Below are 18,376 nucleotides of genomic sequence, written 5' to 3'. Positions count from 1 at the left end.
TAAGTCTGACTTTTTAATTATAATTTGGACGACACGTCATTTAAGAGTAGGTGAATGTAGCATGGAACAACATGTTCTTGGCTCTGATTGGCTAATTAGCCCTGCTGGAGGTACCTCAGGTGAGGCGTATTTAGCAGAAAATAGTCAAAATCAGAAGTTATTTCTAAAACGTAATTCATCACCATTCCTAGCTATTTTGTCAGCAGAAGGTATTGTTCCTAAGCTGGTATGGACAAAACGGTTGGCCGATGGGGATGTAATCACTGCCCAAAAATGGTTAGAAGGACGCGTTTTATCTAAAGGTGAAATGCAACAAGACACGGTCGTTCAACTCATGAGCAAAATTCATCACTCCTCTGAAATCTTACATTTATTTATGCGTATGGGCAAAAAACCTTTAGAACCATGGCATTTTCTTGTTCAATTACAGGAAAAAGCTCGATCGTTGTCGTCATCAGATAAATTGTTTATGAAACGTGTGATTCAATTCTTATCGAATCACATTCATCATGTCGAAAACCAACGCAAGGTTGTATGTCATGCTGATGTTAATCATGAGAATTGGTTATTAGGTGAAGATCACCATTTATACTTGATAGATTGGGATAATGCAGTATTAGCTGACCCAGCAATGGATTTGAGCATGATGCTGTATCAATATATTCCACGATCGAACTGGGAAACATGGCTAGACCAATATGGCGTAACACTTGATCAATCATTATTAGCTCGTATTCAATGGTATCGTGTCGCGCAATCATTATCCTATTATTTATGGCATTTAGAGCAGAATGACTACACAGAAAGCGAAAAGTGGAAAAACCAATTATTAAATGAACAATCATTATTTATTGATCATTAAAATATAGTCTATATCCTTGTTTTACAACTTGGATATAGATTTTTTTATTGTATAATAGAACTAGCATAAATGAATGGAGTAAAAGGATAGGTGTGAACAATGAGATTAAGAAATAAACCATGGGCAGAAGACTATATTCATAATCATTCTCATATAGTTGAGCTCAATCCCTATGAAAGAAAAGGGCAATGGCAAGAATTATTTGATCATCAACAACCTTTAGCATTAGAAATAGGTACAGGTAAGGGGCGGTTTATTGATGGCATGGCTAGACAACATCCTGAAATGAACTTCATTGGTATTGAGCGTGATAAGAATGTTATTGTAAGTGCAATTGACAAATTGAATGATCCTGACGTTCATAATGCACAGTTAATTCACGAAAATGCGAAAGATTTGAGAGATATGTTCGGTGAGAATGAAGTAGACTATTTATACTTAAATTTTTCAGATCCGTGGCCAAAAACCCGACATGAAAAGCGTCGGTTAACTTATTATACTTTCTTAGAACAGTACCAAAACGTTTTAAAAGATGATGGCGTCATCATTATGAAGACGGATAATCGTCAGTTATTCGAGTATAGCTTAGTGAGTTTTTCACAGTTCGGTATGACACTTCAAGAAGTTACGCTTGATTTACATGCAAATGATGATGGGACTAATATCATGACAGAGTATGAAGAGAAATTCTCGGAAAAAGGTCAAGTGATTTATCGTTGTAAAGCATCCTTCACAAATAATACAAATCTTAAATGAGGTGACAGTATGGAATCGATGACAATTGGACGAGCTCAATTAACATGGCTAAGCGGTGGTGTAACCCATATGGATGGAGGAGCTATGTTTGGAGTTGTTCCTTATCCGCTATGGACGAAGAAGTATCCACCTAATGACAAGCAACAAATCGAGCTTAGATGTGACCCGATTTTATTACAAGTTGATGGCTATAATATGTTGATTGAGTCAGGGATTGGTTTTGGTAAGCTGAATGATAAATTAAAACGTAACTTCGGTGTTTTAGAGGAATCAAAAGTATTATCTTCTTTAGCTCAATTGAATCTATCAGCTGAATCTATTGATACAATCCTTATGACGCATCTTCATTTTGATCATGCGAGTGGCTTAACGTATCGAGACGAGCAGGGCGAACTTCAGTCGACTTTTCCTAATGCGAAAATTATCACTTCACAAGTTGAGTGGGATGAAATGAGAGAGCCCAATATGCGGTCTAAAAATACATATTGGCAAGAAAATTGGGAGCCGATTCAACATCAAGTTCAACCATTTGCGGGACGATATGAGGTCTTGCCTAGTTTAACCATGACCCATACGAGCGGCCACAGCCACGGTCATAGCGTTATTCATTATAAGGATGATCTTGATTCTTTCATTCATATGGCTGACTTAATGCCAACACATGCTCATCAAAATCCTTTGTGGGTCTTAGCTTATGACGATCATCCTGTTACAAGTGTTCATGAAAAACAGGCGCTCTTAAATGAGGCGTTTGAAACGAATCGTTGGTTTGTGTTTTATCATGATGCGTATTACCGCGCGCTCCGTTTTGATGAAAATCAATCGATTTCAGACTATGTAGAGCGAGAACGTTATGAATATGAATGATGATCAATTTTGAAAATTCATTTGTCAAATTAAGCGAGACAACATACTGTCATCGACATGATCCATGAAACACTCAATAGGCGTTCTATAATTCAAGGATTTCCTTGGTATGTTGTTTCTTCTCTGAACAACATCAGCTATTTGATGTTGCGATACGGTGTTAAAATCCGTTTCTTTAGGCAATCCATTCTTTCGTAGTAGGCCATTGGAATGCTCATTTAGCCCTCTCTGAGACGGTGTTCCAGGATCCGCGAAATAAATATCAATGTCATGTTGGTTACTAATGGCCTTCCAATTAGAGAATTCCTTTCCACAGTCAAAGATGATGGATTTGAATAAGTGTTTGGGTAACGGGTTAAGCCAATGGTTCAGGATTGTCTCAATATCAGAAGCTCTTCTCCCTGCCGGTTTAATCGCAATGATACATTTGGTTAAACGTTCAACCAAGGTAATAACAGCACTCTTGTGTTGGTAGCCAACAATGGTGTCACCTTCCAAGTGACCGAATTCTTGATCATAGTTGGGGTAGTCATGGTCTCGATCCTCAATACGACGTCTAAAGCTTTGTTTTCCTCGCTTTTCTTGGTGACCATTAGGTTTTCGTTTGCCTTTCATAGGGAGGTCTTCTTGATTAAATACACCCGTTTGAAACATGCGGTACAAGGTACGCATACTGCAGGAAATAGACTTTTCATTTCGGCCTTTAATGACATCTGGCGTCCAGCCAGAACGAACCTTTTCTTGGATGTAATCTGTTTCAGAATCAGGTAGTTCAATCTTGGGACGACCGCAGTTGGCTTTGTTCGCTTGATATTGAAGATGAATCTCTTTTGCGGTCATACCTTCAGCCAGTTTCCTGATAATGCGATAAACGCTCTCATGACCACGTTTTAACTTCTTAGCGATTTTGCGTCCTGATAGACCAAATGCATGATATTCTTCTATGAATACCAATTCGGTTTTGGTAAGATGGGTGTAGGACATGTCAGATACACTCTCCTTAACTTTGGTAGGTTACGGGTTGAGTATATCATGACATGTCCTTTTATAGTGTCTCGCTTAATTTTACAATCGAGGAAATAAAAAACGGGGATAAGAAAAAGTTAATAGCAAAAAGTAAAACCCTAACGATTTAATTGAAAAATTAAATCGTTAGGGTTTCTGCTATGATGACGCTACATCAAAACACTTCGCTTGCCGCGGGCACGGCTCGAGCCTCCTCAGCCCAAAAGCGGGGCTTGCGGGGTCTCGAGACGCGTGCTGTTCCCGCAGGCGTCTACGTGTTTTGACTCCGCTTCATAAGTGATTAAATGTTATCATTTTCATACATTTGTCTTTGGCACAATTGAATATCCTTTTGTCCCATCCTTTATTCGTTTGTGCACTTAAGATTCAACTAATTTATAACTGTCTAGAATCTGGCCAGAAGTAGCATCAGCAACAAATTGATATTGTTCTGTCTTTCCGTCAATTGTTCTAGAGACGCCACCTTCGTATACTTTGAAAGATTGGCCATTATGATCATAAGCTTTCTTGTCCATTAAAATCCAAGATCCACTAATAGGTCCGGATTGTTTAAACTCTTCTTTTACTCGATTCAATGCAACTTCAGGCACTAACCATTGATCTTTCACTTTTTTACCAACGATTGTACCAACAGCAATGCCAACTGTTGCAGGCACAACTAGTTTATACCATTTCATGTCAATTCACTCCAATAAGTCATTTTAACTTTATTATAACGACTGTGTATTGGAAAAGGAAATAAAATGTGATGGATTATCAAAAATTTTCTGTTAAAATAAAAGAGGATTCTATTATGGTTGGAGTGATAATCTTGAATCAAGAGACAAAAGAAATGTTTAAAACGTTAACAGAACTTCCAGGAGCACCTGGCCACGAACATCAAGTTCGTCAGTTTATGCGCCAAGAACTACATAAATATTCTGATGAAGTTGTTCAAGATCGTTTAGGTGGTGTCTTTGGCGTTCGTCATGGTGAGGGACCTAAAGTCATGGTTGCAGGCCATATGGATGAGGTAGGGTTCATGGTGACCCAAGTGACTAAAAACGGTATGTTACGTTTCCAAACCTTAGGTGGTTGGTGGAGTCAAGTTATGCTTGCGCAACGTGTCCAAGTGATGACAGACCATGGACCTGTTACAGGTGTAATTGGTTCAACACCACCGCATAACTTAACACCAGAACAAAGGAACAAACCAATGGAAGTTAAAGATATGTTAATTGATATTGGTGCAGATGATGAGGAAGATGTGAAGCGAATTGGCGTTAAGCCAGGGCAACCGATTGTTCCTGTTTGTCCATTTACGGAAATGGCAAATGAAAAGAAAGTGATGGCAAAGGCTTGGGATAACCGTTATGGCTGTGGTTTATCGATTGAGCTATTAAAAGAATTGCAAGGTGAGAATTTGAACCATACGCTTTACTCAGGTGCTACCGTGCAAGAAGAAGTAGGACTTCGTGGTGCGCAAGTGGCTGCGAATATGATTGATCCTGATTTGTTTTTTGCATTAGATGCTTCACCGGCAAATGATATGGAAGGTGATGACAAAGAGTTTGGTCAATTAGGAAAAGGTGCATTATTGCGTATTTTCGATCGAACAATGATTACACATCGTGGCATGCGTGAATTCATTCTTGATACTGCAGAATCTAACGATATTCCATATCAGTATTTCATTTCACAAGGTGGAACTGATGCAGGTAGCGTACACACCTCAAACGATGGTGTGCCGTCAGCAGTGGTTGGTATTTGTTCCCGTTATATTCATACAAGCTCATCCATGATTCATATTGATGATTATGCTGCAGCCAAAGAATTATTAACTAATTTGGTTAAATCTATTGACCAATCAACTGTCGATTCGATCAAACAAAATAGCTAAAATTTATATATTGACAATGTTTATGCGCACGTTAAAATAAGAGAGATGAACTAAAAATGTTCATCTCTCTATTTATAAGAGGTTATTTAAATGTATACACGAGAACATCTAAGGCTTGATCAATAGTTTCGACTGTAACATTAGCTTTATTAGATAATTCTTTTAAAGGATGCACTAATGATTCAGGTCGAATTAGAATCAGGGGCTTGTTTAATCCAATGGCTATTCCAGCGTCCATCGCTGTATTCCATTGTTTATAAGATTCACCGAAAAGAGCGATCACGGCATCTGCTTGTTGCATCATCAATTGTGTTCTAAAGTTATTGATGCTTGATGCTGCATCGTCTCGGTGAATTTGGTTAGGTTGCTCACCTAATATTTGTTCACCAATATCATCAGATAAATCATGATTTTCTTGTGGACCTGAAAATGTTAAATCTAAATTGTGTTGCTTGGCTTTCGATTTTAATTGATCACGCCAATCATCATGAATTTGACCAGCTAGATAGATTGATAAAGTCATTAAATATCCTCCTTGTAGAGATTGATGTTATCATTAATAATGAATAGAGAAAATTCATTTGTCAAATAACTTAATAGAAAACGAGTTTCGGAGGGAAATGAGTTGAAGAGAATTGCAGGAATCGTGATTGTATTACTTGGTTTCGTCTTGGGGGCTTGCTCGCCATCAATGGATGAAGCATTTGATGAAGCCGAAAATAGTGTAAAAGAGACGTTTCTATCGTCTAATACGAAAGAAACGAATACAAATTTTGATCAATTTGATATTTATAAACCTGAAGAATTAGAAGTAAGTGAACAAAATAAAAGTAATGTTGTCTTTCAAGAAGATGATCAATCGTATGTATTGTTCGTTAATGAATTTGAAGCACCAAATAGTAAATGGTTCTATAATCAAATTGAAAATAAAGGACTTTATTTAAAAACATTTGAAACTGAAGACGCCTTTGCTTACTTACAAGCAAAGGAATACGATGAAGAACGTTACGAAATCCATGTAGGCATTGGTGGAATTAAGATGTCAACAGTCACAAATGTTGGAGATTTGGAAGCAGATATAACGATGATGATTGAGATGATTGAATCTGTAAAGCAACAATAATCCTATTCGGAGGTTATGGTCTTGAAGCAATGTTTGGAGCGTAAAGGTGTTCATCCATCTTTCCATCAGTATGTTCTAACATCCTTAAGCTATATGGCTTTAGGTTTATTTGCGTCACTCATTATTGGTACGATTTTTCAAACCCTAGGTAATGAAGTGCCTTTTTTACCTCAAGCTTTTGTAGACATTGGTGATTTTGCGATTCAACCTGTTATATATGGTGGAGCGATTGGAATTGCTATTGCCCATGGTTTAAAAGCGCCACCACTCGTATTATATAGTACGCTGTTTGCCGGAAGTTACGCTGCTGAAATTGGTGGGGGCCCTGCTGGAAGCTTTATTGCTGCCTTAGTTGCCGTTGAAATCGGGAAGCTAATTAGTAAAGAGACGAAGTTAGACATTGTTCTAACCCCATTGGTAACGATCTTGGTAGGCTTTGTGGTAGCGTCTACGGTTGGTCCGCCGATTTCAGCTATGTTAGAAGGCTTTGGCTCGATTATTAATTGGGCAACAGATTTAAGACCTTTTCTTATGGGAATGATTGTGGCTGCTTTAATGGGTATGGCTTTAACAGCTCCTATATCAAGTGTTGCAATAGCTGTTATGTTAGATCTTCAAGGGTTAGCTGCTGGTGCAGCAACTGTTGGGTGTGCTGCTCAAATGATTGGCTTTGCGGTAAGCAGTTACCGAGAAAATGGCTTTGGTGGACTCATCTCTCAAGGTGTCGGGACCTCCATGCTTCAAATTGCTAATATCGTTCGAAAACCGATCTTACTTATTCCTCCAACTGTCGCAGGGATGGTGTTGGCTCCAGTTGCGACAGTATGGTTAGAATTAGAGAATAACGCAATTGGTGCAGGCATGGGAACTAGTGGACTAGTGGGCCCGATTATGTTAGTTGAAACAATGGGGTCATCAGCACAACTTATGTGGGTGATCATCTTATTGTTGATTGTCTTACCAGGACTAATTAGTTTCATATTATCTGAATGGCTAAGAAAGAAAGGCCTTATTGAAGATGGTGATATGAGACTTGATGCATAATCCCCGTGACTTTGCTAACCAATAGTGACATGGTAAAATATTGAGTGATGTGCTTCAATAATGGGGTGAAATATAATGAAAATGACTAGTATTAAAATGAAGAAAATGCTAGAAGAACGCTTTAATTTTGAAGAATGGAAAACAACATTTAATAAAGATGAAGATACATTTCGTATTGAGTGGAAGCATAGTGAGCAAGGTGTCACTATTTCGCTACCAGGTGTTATTTCCAAATGGGAAAATCGTGGTGAAGAGGCTATTAACGAACTGGTCTCTCATATAAGTGAAGCTTTAACGATTATGAATGAGGAGCAGACCTTAGAAGGGAAGGAAAGCCAAATATATCCTGTTATTCGGGCAGGGTCCTTTGCAACGGAATCTAACGAAGGAGTTCCGCTAATTTATACGGACCATACGGCTGAGACGCGAATTTACTATGCGATTGATTTGGGTCAATCTTATCGTTTAATTGATGAGAATATGATGACCAAAGAAAATTGGACAAAGGATCGCATTCACGAAGTAGCCATGTTTAATATTCGACGTTTATCAACGGATATGAAACAAGATGAGGTGGCTGGAAATACATTTTATTTCCTTTCAACGAATGATGGCTATGACGGCAGCCGGATATTGAATGAAGCATTGATAGAAGAAATGCGAGCAACTACAGAAGGTGAGCTTGCAGTGGGTGTGCCTCATCAAGATGTGTTAATTTTTGCGGACATTCATAATAAAATGGGTTATGATGTATTGGCACAAATGATGATGCAATTTTTCGCAGAAGGTCGAATTCCCATTACGTCACTACCGTTCTTATACGAAGGTGATCAGTTAGAACCGATTTTCATATTAGCTCAGAAAAAACCTGAAAGTGATAAGGAGTAGAAGCGATGCAAGTTGTATATAATCGTCAAGGTATAGGTGATGTTTTATTATTAACCTTACACCAAACGGATGCTAAAACAATTGTTAAAGAATATGGTGATGTAGCCCGAATAGCATTAGCTGATTCAGGTGAAGCAGTTGCTTATAATATTTTTAATGCTTCAAATTACATGGACGTGAATCATTACGAATTGCTAAATATTAATCAAGATTTTGTTGACCAAGTGAATCAGATTTTTAACAATAATGGATTACATGAAACACTTAATATTGACTTATCCCCGAAATTTGTTGTCGGAAATATCGATTCCATTGAACAACATGACGATTCTGATAAATTAAGTGTTTGCCAAGTTGATGTCGGTGAAGAGACTTTGCAAATTGTTTGTGGAGCACCGAATGTAGCTGAAGGACAGAAGGTTGTTGTAGCAAAAGTGGGCGCATTCATGCCTAGTGGCTTAGAGATTAAAGATTCAGAGCTACGTGGGGTTAAATCAACAGGTATGATTTGTGCCGCCAGAGAATTAAATTTACCTAATGCACCACAGGAAAAAGGTATTTTAGTTTTGAGTAATCAAGAAAAAGTTGGTAATCCGTTCACATTAAGCATGTATCAAGTTTAATTAATGTTTGAAATGCTCTTGCGAACGAGGGGAGGGGTCTACTCGTGAAAGAATTTGAATTAAAACAACAGGGGAAAATCAAGCGTTTAACGAACCAAACGTTTAAATTTGATGAACGTATTAAGGATGGTTGGTTTTCGGCTGTATACTTTCTAAAAACCAAGCAAATAGTTGAAGAACATTTGAGTGATAATATAGTCACCATGCAGTTTTTTCAAAAGAAGAATGCTGTTTTATGTGGCACAGATGAAGCCATTGCCTTATTACATACTTTTGCAGATCATCCTGAAGACTTAGAAATTTATGCACTAGCAGATGGTGACAAAGTGGCCCCCTATGAATCTGTGTTAACTGTAACTGGACGGTACCAAGATTTCGGATATCTCGAAGGAATTATCGATGGCATTCTTGGACGTAGAACCTCTGTTGCAACCAATGTGTATGAGGTAGTGAATGCTGCTGGATCGTCAGGCATACAAAAACCAGTGATTTTCATGGGTGACCGTGATGATCATTATACCCAGCAAGCAGGTGATGGCTATGCTGCTTACATTGGCGGTTCGACAGCTCAAGCAACTCATGCTATGAATGAATGGTGGGGCAAAGAAGGCATGGGCACAATGCCTCACGCCTTAATTCAAATGTATAAAGGCGACATTGTTAAAGCAACCAAAGCCTATCAAGCTACGTTTCCTAATGATGAATTACTTGCATTAGTAGATTACAATAATGATATTATTACGGATTCATTGAAGGTAGCACGTGAATTTGGTGACGAGCTTAAAGGAGTTCGATTAGATACCTCGAAAAACATGGTGGATAAATACTTCTTTCGTAACCAACATTTGATGGGATCTTTTGACCCGCGTGGGGTTAATCCACAATTAATCTTTGCGCTACGCAAAGCCTTAGATGATGAAGGATTTGATCATGTAAAAATCATGGCAAGTGGTGGCTTCACTGAAGATAAAATACGTTATTTCGAGTCATTACATGTCCCGGTTGATATGTATGGTGTAGGAAGTAATTTATTAAAAATGAAAATTGGATTTACGGGTGACAATGTGTTATTAAACAATGAACATGAAGCGAAGCAAGGTCGTAAATTCATGCCCAATCCACGTTTGGATAAGGTTGAATATAACGGTGATTGATTTTAATTAAAATCAATCACCGTTTTTTGTCGTCTAAATGTCTATTATTAGTCAAAAGATGCCTATTTTGATACGGTGTGTTCAGAATAGTTATACTTTAACTGAGCGAAAAGATGCAATTTCGAGCTAAATAATTGATTATGGTGGACGATTGTGATAATTCTGCTATAATGAAAAAAGCAATTTAGAAATCAAAGCATATATTAATAACAGAATGAACAATACGGGGGTTCGATTCATGTCGACTTACCATTTTATAGGCATAAAAGGAACAGGGATGAGTGCATTAGCTCAAATCTTACATGACTCAGGTGAAACAGTGCAGGGGTCAGATATTGAAAAAACGTTTTTTACAGATGAAATATTACAAAAGAAACAGATTCCTATTTTAACATTTGACGCCAATAACATTGAAAATAATCATATTGTCATTGCAGGAAATGCATTTTCTGATGATCATGAGGAGATTGTCAGTGCGAAGGCAAAAGGCGTGCCATTTTACCGATACCACGAATTCTTAGGCCAGTATATCCAACAATATACGAGTATAGCGGTGACTGGAGCTCATGGAAAGACTTCAACGACAGGTTTATTAGCGCATACTTTAAGTGAGAACGTACCGACGTCTTATTTAATTGGTGATGGTACTGGAAAAGGTCGAGCTGATAGTGAATATTTCGCGTTTGAAGCTTGCGAATATCGACGTCATTTCTTAGCTTACGAACCAGATTATGCGATCATGACGAATATCGACTTCGATCACCCTGATTACTTTAAAGATCTAGATGATGTATTTAAAGCCTTTCAGGAAATGGCGATGAATGTTAAACGAGGGATCATTGCGTGTGGTGATGATGAGAATCTCCAAGCCATTCATGCTCAAGTACCTGTCGTGTATTACGGGTTACTACCTGAAAATGATTTCCAGGCGGCTAATATTGCTGAAACGGAGAATGGTACAACATTTGAAGTGTATGTTCGAGGTGTGTACTATGACACATTTGAAATTCCAACGTATGGGAATCACAGTGTTTTAAATGCTTTAAGTGTGATAGCGTTATGTGATTATGAGAATTTCTCGCCTGAACAAAGTAAAGCAATCTATTCCTTTGGTGGAGTAAAACGACGCTTTACAGAAACCGAATGGAAAGATGGCCAAATCATTATAGATGATTATGCTCATCATCCAATCGAAATTGACGCGACTATTGATTCAGCTCGAAAGAAATATCCGAATAAAGACGTGGTTGCTGTTTTCCAGCCACATACTTACTCACGTACAGCTGAATTTTTAAATGAATTTGCAGAAAGCCTATCGAAAGCTGATCATGTTTACCTATGTGATATTTTTGGATCAGCAAGAGAGAAAAATGGTAAGTTATCGATAGATGATTTACAAACTAAAGTAGATGGTTCTAGTTTTATTACTGAAGATGAAACGCATCGATTACAGCTTCATAATAATAGCGTTATTTTATTTATGGGAGCTGGAGATATTCAAAAATACGAAGAAGCATTTAAGGCTTTAGCATAAGAAAACGCTCGGTGTTTAAACACCGAACGTTTTCTTATGCCTTTAATTGATCAGGATTTAGTAGGGTTAATTCAGGGATGACAAAACGGCCATCTTTACGAACTAATACACCGTCGAAATACATTTCGCCACCACCGTAATCCTCTCTTTGGATATTAACCATATCCCAGTGGATTGAAGAATCATTGCCATTATAAGCATTGTCATAGGCTTGACCAGGTGTGAAATGGAAACTACCATCAATTTTCTCATCGAATAATATATCCTTCATCGGATGTTGGATATAAGGATTAATGCCGATAGCAAATTCACCAATATAGCGCGCGCCCTCATCTGTATCGAAAACATGTTGGATTCGTTCTGTGTCATTGGCCTGTGCATGAATGATTTTACCATCTTCAAAGGTAAGAGATACATTCTCATAGGTGAATCCTTGATAAGGTGAAGGTGTATTATAAGTTAAAGTACCATTAACTGAGTTGCGTACAGGGGCTGTGTATACTTCACCATCTGGTATATTCAGTTCACCAGCACATTTGATGACAGGGATATCTTTAATGGAAAACGTTAAGTCTGTCCCAGGACCTTTAATTTTCACTTCGTCAGTTTCTTGCATCTTCTTAACGAGCGCATCCATAGCGTCATTCATTTTTGCATAATCTAAAGTACATACGTTAAAGTAGAAGTCTTCAAAAGCTTCTGTGCTCATTTCAGCTAATTGTGCCATTGACTCATTAGGGTAACGTAGCACACACCATTTTGTATTTGGTACACGGATTTGTCGGTGTACGTTCATCACTGTCTGGCCGTACAATTTGTTTTTCTCGCTTGGCACATCAGCTAATTCGTTAATGTTATCTCCTGAACGAACAGCAATATAAGCATCCATGTCATTCATAACGTTTGCTTCATACTGTTCCCAAGCTTTTAATTGTGTTTCGTTTGCTCCTTTTAAAAGGGAACGCATTACTTTTTGATCTTTTAATTCCACAAATGGATGGCCACCAGCTTCGTATGCTTTTTCAACGATAGCGGAGACAAGCTCTTGTTGTATGCCAGTGTTTTCGATTAATAGTTTTTCGTCTTTTTGCAGTTTAACGGAATAATTGACGAGTAAATCAGCTAATTTATTAATTCTTGGGTCTCGCATTTTTCCCCTCCTAGTTAAGTTGTTAACATCAAGTTTATTATACTAAATTTTAAAAATAAAACCATATGGTGTTTGACAATTTAATTGTATGGGTATAGATTAATATGTAACATTATGGACGGAAGGAGATGAAGCAAATGAACTTGTTACATATTTCAGCATTAATTGCATCAATAGCTTTTGCAATCGGTTTTATTGTCTTAGTGATTTATATTTCACGTACACTTAAATCAGTGACTAAAACATTAGAGAACGTGGCATCAACAGTAGGGGGCTTAGAAGGCCAACTAGAAGGTGTGACAAAAGAAACGGAATTATTATTAAATAAGACTAATCACTTAGCGGAAGATATCGCTGGTAAAACTGAGAAAGTTAATGTTTTATTTGATGGAATTAAGGGAATAGGTTATACTGTTAACCAATTCAATGAATCATTACAGAAGCTTTCTGAAGAACTTGAGGAACAAGCAAATGAACATGCAGCACAAACTTCTCAAACAATTAAATGGGGAGAAGCGGCGATTCATTTGTGGAAAAAATATAAAGAAAAGCAATAAAAGCAATAAAAGAAATTAGAGGAGGACAAACGTATGACTGAAGAAAAACAAAAGAATGAAGAGAACATCAATAGCAAAGACTTTATGATTGGAACGTTACTAGGAGGTATTGTTGGTGCATCAGTCGCACTATTATTCGCTCCGAAATCAGGGAAAGAAATCCGCGAAGATCTAAACACAGGCGCGCAACAAGTAAGAGAACGCGCTGATGAGTGGAAAGACGTTGCTTACGAAAAAGGTAACGAAGTTTCTCAACGTATGAGAGAAACAAAAGGTCAATTACAAGATAAAGTAGCAGAAATGAAAAACCAAGCTCAAGGTCAAAATGACGAAGTAGCACAAGACATTGCAGATGCCATTGAAGAGGCAACTGAAGAGCTAGAACGTCAAGAAGCTAATGAATTATATGAGCGTTCCCAACAATATTAATAAATAAAATTGAATAAATTTCAAAGGCTGTTAGTTGACATTGCTAACAGCTTTTTTTATGTTTAATTATGGACTGATACTAGAAGGAGTGTTTAGATGACAATACAACAAGTTACAGAAGAAGCACAATTAACGCAAGCTTTGAGTCAAGACGAAGCAATTTTGTTAAAACATAGCTTAACATGCCCAATTAGCGCTGAAGCCAAAGGTCATGTTGAATCATTTGCTACTAATCATGAGATTCCAGCTTATATTATTCATATTCAAGAAAATCGAGATCTGTCTAATCAAGTTGCTGAGCAATTTAATATAAAACACGAATCTCCTCAAGTATTTTATATTAAACAAGGCGAGGTAGCGTATCATTCGTCTCACTTTGAGATTAAGGAAGACCGATTAGAGAATGTTGTACAAACATAATAAAGAGGCTCTCATTTTTGTGAGAGCCTCTTTATTATTCTTTGTTACTATTTCGTTTTTGGATGTCTTCTAACTGTTTTAAGCGTTCAGGGTCTTCTTGAAAGTATTCCAATAAATCCCCAATTCGGAAGATGCTATTCCAGCTTAAATGATGCTCTATTCCTTCCACCTCTTCGTAAATTTCGCCTTCTTCAACACCAATCAGTTCAAGGAATTGTTCCAGTAATTCATGGCGATAGACAAGCCGTTTACCGATTTTATTTCCTTTATCCGTCAAAACTAAGCCACGGTATTTCTCATAATGAATATAATCTTTTTCATCTAGTTTCTTAACCATTTTGGTAACAGATGACGGGTGGACAGATAGTCGTTCAGCTATATCGGAAGCCCGAGCATATCCTTTTTGATCGATTAGTAAATAGATTTGTTCAATGTAATCTTCCATACTTGGAGTAGGCATGTTGAACCTCCATGATTATTAATTAACTTCTATTTTAGCAAACAAAAGCCGTTTGCAAAAGGTATATTGTCAGGTGCAATCGGTTTTTTAGTTAGTTTGCAATGGTTTAATACAGCTCACGCACAGAATCAAACCATTCAATTGAAAGTTGATCACCATCTTGAATCGGTTCTGAGAATCCTACTGGCTCTTGATTACGATAGAGTTTGAAGCGTTTCCCTGAGATTTCAGAAACATTTAACTCTATAAACCGGAATAGATCTTGAAAAATGAATGATTGTTGCACAGGTTCGTCTATCGTGATGATATCATCTGGATAAACTAATGTTTGTCGATCACACGCGACTCCGTTTTTTGTCATATTAAACGATGTAGGTTGTAATTCTACTGGTTTGTTTTCGTAAAAGACTGTTATACCAGCTTTTGCTCCTTGATCTAAATAGGTTAATACATCATCAATCTGAATTGATTCATTCAAAGTGTAAGACAGACGATCATGATGTTGAATCGGATTCGACAATTTAGTTTTTTGGTCGTTTTGATAGACTGTCACCTGTTCGGGAAATATTTGCATCATTTCGCCATTAACATTGATATCGAAAGGTTGGTTACCTTTTGATAAGTCTAGCTGTGTATGTTGTTCTAAAACATCATAAACTGTATGACGTGATTGATAAATGACATGATCACCATCATTTAATGGACTCGTTATATGAGCCTTCTCTTCATTCAATCGAATTGTAGGCTGAACTTGAATAGGTTGGTCATGAATAGACACTGTTAGATGTTCAATTGGACCAGTTAATGTTTCAATGCTGTATTGTGGTGTTTTACCATCTTCTCCAGGGAATACTTCAATCTCATCACCGTGTTGAATGTGATCTTGTAATGAAGCTACTTCTCCGTTTATTTTTATAGTTGGTGCTTCTCCATAGGTTCCTGGAAGAGTGACAGGCTTGTCATTAAATGTTATGAATAAGCCCATGCCAGGTTTGCCGTATAGTTTTTTGATTTCTAAGCCAGCCGCTAATAAGCAATCCCCAATCGTCAGTTGTTTCACATCGAATAAACGTACCATCCGTTGATTGACAGTGACACTAATATAATGGACAGGACTTTGCTTCGCTGCGATTGCAATTCCAATCGGTGTGACAAATTCTGGACTATGAGGAAGCTGTTCTTGTCCTTTAAGATTCTTGATTGCTTCAATATCTCTTACTGCTACTCGATTAGCAGGTAGCTGTAATGTCTCAGCAATATAATCCGTTAAGGAAGGGGTTAAGCTACCACCACCGACTAACATAACAGCTTGTGGCGATTCTTTGTTTAAACTGATAATTTGTTCGCAAATAGATCGAGATAAATTGCCGATGGTTGAGCTAATTTGTTTTGTAACGTCGTCAACTGAAACACTAGTGGTAAATCCTAAGATATCTTCTACTTCCATCATATTTTGATCAATTAATTGGCGTTTGGCTTGTTCAGCTTGGTGAAAGTCCAAAAGATATTCTTGACTGATCGCTTCGGTAATCTCATCACCAGCTTTTGGAACCATTCCATAAGCGACTACGGTACCGTCTTTAGTAATCGCAATATCACTAGTACCAGCGCCAACATCAACTAAAGCGACATTGAGTTTTCGCATGGATTGAGGAATTAGCACTTGAATGGCTGCGATAGGTTCTAAGGTTAAGGCTTCCATCTCTAAGTCAGCACGTTGTAAAGCTGCCAATAGAGATTCTACAACAACTTTAGGTAGAAAAGTGGCAATAATATCAACTGTTGCTTCTTCGCCTTGTTGGTCGATTAGAGAACCAATGCTTTGATCATCTAAATAATAATGCGTGACCGAGTAACCGACACAATAATACTGAGTGCTGTAGTTATCAGCTTGTTTTTCAGCAAGTTGATATTGGGCTTGTTGAACAGCCGCCAATTCTAAATGAAATATGTCTTCATTCGACATAATTGGTTGTTCAGTAATACTGACACTCACGCGGCTTTGTTCAGTTTTAAGCGCACGTCCAGCTGCGGCCACACAAACATGAGTCAATGGACCATGTTTAGCTTCAAGCTCTTCTTTGACTGTTTTAATAACGTCTGAAACGGCCATTACATTATGTATTTGTCCATCCACCATGGACCGCTCTTTATGTTCATGCGATACCATATCGACTACATGATAAACATCGCCTTCTTTTTCAAGAATAATACCGACGACACTACGTGTTCCGATATCTAAAGCAAATAATCGACTCATACAGGTCACCTCCTTAAGTCTTCATAAGATGTATTCAAAAAATGTATAAAGTATTGTCTAAACTGAGACGACCTTTAATGACAATTAGGCCGTGGTTCGATATAATGTGACTAGAAAACGACAAAGATTATAAATATAAAACAATGAGATTAATTAAGGATAATGTACCATAAATATCACTTAATATAAACTGAAGCTGGAGGCAAGAACAATGAATAATCATTTAGATTCACTAAGAGAAGAACTAGATCAAGTTAATATACAATTGTTAGAACTCATTAATAAACGTGGTCAACTCGTAAAAGAGCTTGGCGATATTAAAAAAGCGCAGGGCATGAAAGCTTATGACCCTGAACGAGAACGTGATATGTTAAACCACATCGTTGACCAGCATCAAGGACCATTTGAGTATTCAACTATTGAACATTTATTTAAGGAAATCTTTAAAGCGGCAAAAGAATTACAGGAAGATGATTATCATAAGACATTGCTTGTCTCACGTGATAAGCAACCGACAGATACGATTGTAGCCGTCGATGATCTTCACATTGGAAATGGCGAACAACAATTTGTGATGGGACCTTGTTCAGTTGAATCCTTTGAACAAGTAGACCAGGTAGCAGAAGTGGTGAAACAGCAAGGTGTCCACATATTAAGGGGTGGGGCTTTTAAGCCTCGGACATCACCTTATGATTTCCAAGGTTTAGGTGAAGAAGGTCTGAAAATCTTACGTGATGTAGGTGATCGCCACGGTTTGAAAGTTGTGAGTGAAATTACGCACCCTAATGATATCGCTTTAGGTGAGAAATATTTAGATATTATTCAAATTGGTGCCCGTAATATGCAGAATTTTGATTTATTAAAAGAGGCTGGAAAAGCTAATGTTCCGATTATTTTAAAGCGTGGCTTAGCTGCAACGATTAATGAGTTTTTAAATGCTGCTGAATACATTGTTTCGCAAGGGAACCTTAATATCATCTTATGTGAACGTGGTATTAGAACTTATGAAACAGCTACACGCAACACACTTGATATTACGGCTGTGCCAGTACTTAAACGTGAAACGCACTTACCTGTGATGGTAGATGTCACGCATTCGACGGGTAGACGCGATTTATTATTACCAGCGGCCAAAGCAGGATTAGCGATTGGTGCTGATGGGATTATGGCAGAGGTACATCCTGATCCAGCTGTCGCATTATCTGATTCACAACAGCAGATGGACTTACCAACGTTTGAGCACTTTATTCAGAGTCTTAGACAACCTAGTCTGCTAACTCATGACTAATTCGTAAAATCTTTAGCATGCTGTTGCGATAGAGCGAAATATGTCTTATGCTTAAA

At 37.7% G+C, this 18,376-nt stretch carries 20 protein-coding genes; 14 read left to right on the top strand and 6 right to left on the bottom strand.

All coding sequences use genetic code 11. From position 1 onward, the window contains the following. Positions 1 to 61 precede the first annotated feature (61 nt). The 3 genes from ACKXGF_RS10560 (at position 62) to ACKXGF_RS10550 (ending at position 2,485) form a co-directional block, all read left to right on the top strand. Positions 62 to 862, top strand: a complete 801-nt coding sequence (locus tag ACKXGF_RS10560; protein ID WP_411953687.1) for a phosphotransferase family protein — start codon at positions 62 to 64, stop codon at positions 860 to 862. Between the two features lie 99 nt (positions 863 to 961). After that, the gene (gene trmB / locus ACKXGF_RS10555) at positions 962 to 1,618 is read left to right on the top strand and encodes a tRNA (guanosine(46)-N7)-methyltransferase TrmB (RefSeq protein WP_411953686.1); all 657 of its coding nucleotides are present in this window, start codon (positions 962 to 964) and stop codon (positions 1,616 to 1,618) included. A 9-nt stretch (positions 1,619 to 1,627) separates the two neighbouring features. Next, complete coding sequence (locus ACKXGF_RS10550; protein WP_411953685.1) at positions 1,628 to 2,485, top strand: YtnP family quorum-quenching lactonase; 858 nt, start codon at positions 1,628 to 1,630, stop codon at positions 2,483 to 2,485. A 24-nt stretch (positions 2,486 to 2,509) separates the two neighbouring features. On the opposite strand, the gene ACKXGF_RS10545 is transcribed toward ACKXGF_RS10550, so the two are convergent. Together ACKXGF_RS10545 and ACKXGF_RS10540 are read right to left on the bottom strand one after the other, a co-directional pair. Further along, on the bottom strand, positions 2,510 to 3,469 hold the full coding sequence (locus ACKXGF_RS10545; RefSeq protein WP_411953684.1) for an IS30 family transposase: 960 nt from the start codon (positions 3,467 to 3,469) through the stop codon (positions 2,510 to 2,512). Between the two features lie 401 nt (positions 3,470 to 3,870). Next, entirely contained in the window at positions 3,871 to 4,188 is a 318-nt protein-coding gene (locus tag ACKXGF_RS10540) for a peptidase M4 (protein ID WP_411953683.1), read from the bottom strand. Between the two features lie 134 nt (positions 4,189 to 4,322). Here ACKXGF_RS10540 and ACKXGF_RS10535 point away from each other — a divergent pair, with 134 nt between their 5' ends. Beyond that, positions 4,323 to 5,390 (top strand): M42 family metallopeptidase, encoded by a 1,068-nt coding sequence (locus ACKXGF_RS10535; RefSeq protein WP_411955580.1) that lies wholly within the window; start codon positions 4,323 to 4,325, stop codon positions 5,388 to 5,390. Between the two features lie 82 nt (positions 5,391 to 5,472). Here ACKXGF_RS10535 and ACKXGF_RS10530 read toward each other — a convergent pair whose 3' ends face one another. Then, complete coding sequence (locus tag ACKXGF_RS10530; protein ID WP_167264395.1) at positions 5,473 to 5,913, bottom strand: YtoQ family protein; 441 nt, start codon at positions 5,911 to 5,913, stop codon at positions 5,473 to 5,475. A 102-nt stretch (positions 5,914 to 6,015) separates the two neighbouring features. Here ACKXGF_RS10530 and ACKXGF_RS10525 point away from each other — a divergent pair, with 102 nt between their 5' ends. From ACKXGF_RS10525 to murC, 6 genes are all read left to right on the top strand, one after another. Beyond that, on the top strand, positions 6,016 to 6,513 hold the full coding sequence (locus tag ACKXGF_RS10525) for a hypothetical protein (RefSeq protein WP_411953682.1): 498 nt from the start codon (positions 6,016 to 6,018) through the stop codon (positions 6,511 to 6,513). Between the two features lie 21 nt (positions 6,514 to 6,534). After that, complete coding sequence (locus ACKXGF_RS10520) at positions 6,535 to 7,557, top strand: PTS transporter subunit IIC (protein WP_411953681.1); 1,023 nt, start codon at positions 6,535 to 6,537, stop codon at positions 7,555 to 7,557. Positions 7,558 to 7,632: 75 nt separating this feature from the next. Continuing rightward, complete coding sequence (locus ACKXGF_RS10515; RefSeq protein ID WP_411953680.1) at positions 7,633 to 8,445, top strand: DUF1444 domain-containing protein; 813 nt, start codon at positions 7,633 to 7,635, stop codon at positions 8,443 to 8,445. Between the two features lie 5 nt (positions 8,446 to 8,450). After that, a complete protein-coding gene (gene ytpR, locus ACKXGF_RS10510; protein WP_411953679.1) occupies positions 8,451 to 9,068 on the top strand; it encodes a YtpR family tRNA-binding protein in 618 nt (205 codons plus the stop codon). A gap of 44 nt (positions 9,069 to 9,112) precedes the next feature. Then, on the top strand, positions 9,113 to 10,222 hold the full coding sequence (locus ACKXGF_RS10505; protein WP_167264406.1) for a nicotinate phosphoribosyltransferase: 1,110 nt from the start codon (positions 9,113 to 9,115) through the stop codon (positions 10,220 to 10,222). A 238-nt stretch (positions 10,223 to 10,460) separates the two neighbouring features. Beyond that, positions 10,461 to 11,756 carry a UDP-N-acetylmuramate--L-alanine ligase gene (gene murC / locus ACKXGF_RS10500; protein ID WP_411953678.1) on the top strand — a complete coding sequence of 432 codons (1,296 nt, stop codon included), beginning with the start codon at positions 10,461 to 10,463 and terminating at the stop codon, positions 11,754 to 11,756. A gap of 34 nt (positions 11,757 to 11,790) precedes the next feature. Here murC and ACKXGF_RS10495 read toward each other — a convergent pair whose 3' ends face one another. Then, positions 11,791 to 12,906 (bottom strand): aminopeptidase, encoded by a 1,116-nt coding sequence (locus ACKXGF_RS10495; RefSeq protein WP_411953677.1) that lies wholly within the window; start codon positions 12,904 to 12,906, stop codon positions 11,791 to 11,793. A gap of 137 nt (positions 12,907 to 13,043) precedes the next feature. On the opposite strand from ACKXGF_RS10495, the gene ACKXGF_RS10490 reads away from it, so the two are divergent. The 3 genes from ACKXGF_RS10490 to ytxJ all read left to right on the top strand — a co-directional run bounded on the left by ACKXGF_RS10490 (position 13,044) and on the right by ytxJ (position 14,312). Beyond that, positions 13,044 to 13,463: a DUF948 domain-containing protein gene (locus tag ACKXGF_RS10490; RefSeq protein WP_167264412.1), complete on the top strand. Its 420-nt coding sequence runs from the start codon at positions 13,044 to 13,046 to the stop codon at positions 13,461 to 13,463. A 33-nt stretch (positions 13,464 to 13,496) separates the two neighbouring features. Continuing rightward, positions 13,497 to 13,892, top strand: a complete 396-nt coding sequence (locus ACKXGF_RS10485; RefSeq protein ID WP_411953676.1) for a YtxH domain-containing protein — start codon at positions 13,497 to 13,499, stop codon at positions 13,890 to 13,892. A 96-nt stretch (positions 13,893 to 13,988) separates the two neighbouring features. Next, positions 13,989 to 14,312, top strand: coding sequence for a bacillithiol system redox-active protein YtxJ (ytxJ, locus tag ACKXGF_RS10480; RefSeq protein ID WP_411953675.1), 324 nt, complete (start codon positions 13,989 to 13,991; stop codon positions 14,310 to 14,312). 34 nt (positions 14,313 to 14,346) lie between these two features. Here ytxJ and mntR read toward each other — a convergent pair whose 3' ends face one another. Both mntR and ACKXGF_RS10470 read right to left on the bottom strand, forming a co-directional pair. Beyond that, positions 14,347 to 14,772: a transcriptional regulator MntR gene (gene mntR / locus ACKXGF_RS10475; RefSeq protein ID WP_167260541.1), complete on the bottom strand. Its 426-nt coding sequence runs from the start codon at positions 14,770 to 14,772 to the stop codon at positions 14,347 to 14,349. A 106-nt stretch (positions 14,773 to 14,878) separates the two neighbouring features. Beyond that, complete coding sequence (locus tag ACKXGF_RS10470) at positions 14,879 to 17,032, bottom strand: cell division protein FtsA (RefSeq protein WP_411953674.1); 2,154 nt, start codon at positions 17,030 to 17,032, stop codon at positions 14,879 to 14,881. A 211-nt stretch (positions 17,033 to 17,243) separates the two neighbouring features. Here ACKXGF_RS10470 and ACKXGF_RS10465 point away from each other — a divergent pair, with 211 nt between their 5' ends. Next, positions 17,244 to 18,320, top strand: coding sequence for a bifunctional 3-deoxy-7-phosphoheptulonate synthase/chorismate mutase (locus ACKXGF_RS10465; protein ID WP_411953673.1), 1,077 nt, complete (start codon positions 17,244 to 17,246; stop codon positions 18,318 to 18,320). Positions 18,321 to 18,376 lie beyond the last annotated feature (56 nt).

The sequence above is a fragment of the Alkalibacillus sp. S2W genome (assembly GCF_046764385.1).
GTDB lineage: Bacteria > Bacillota > Bacilli > Bacillales > Alkalibacillaceae > Alkalibacillus > Alkalibacillus almallahensis.
The sequence above is the reverse complement of the archived record's forward strand: the minus strand, read 5'-3'. Positions and strand labels throughout refer to the sequence as shown.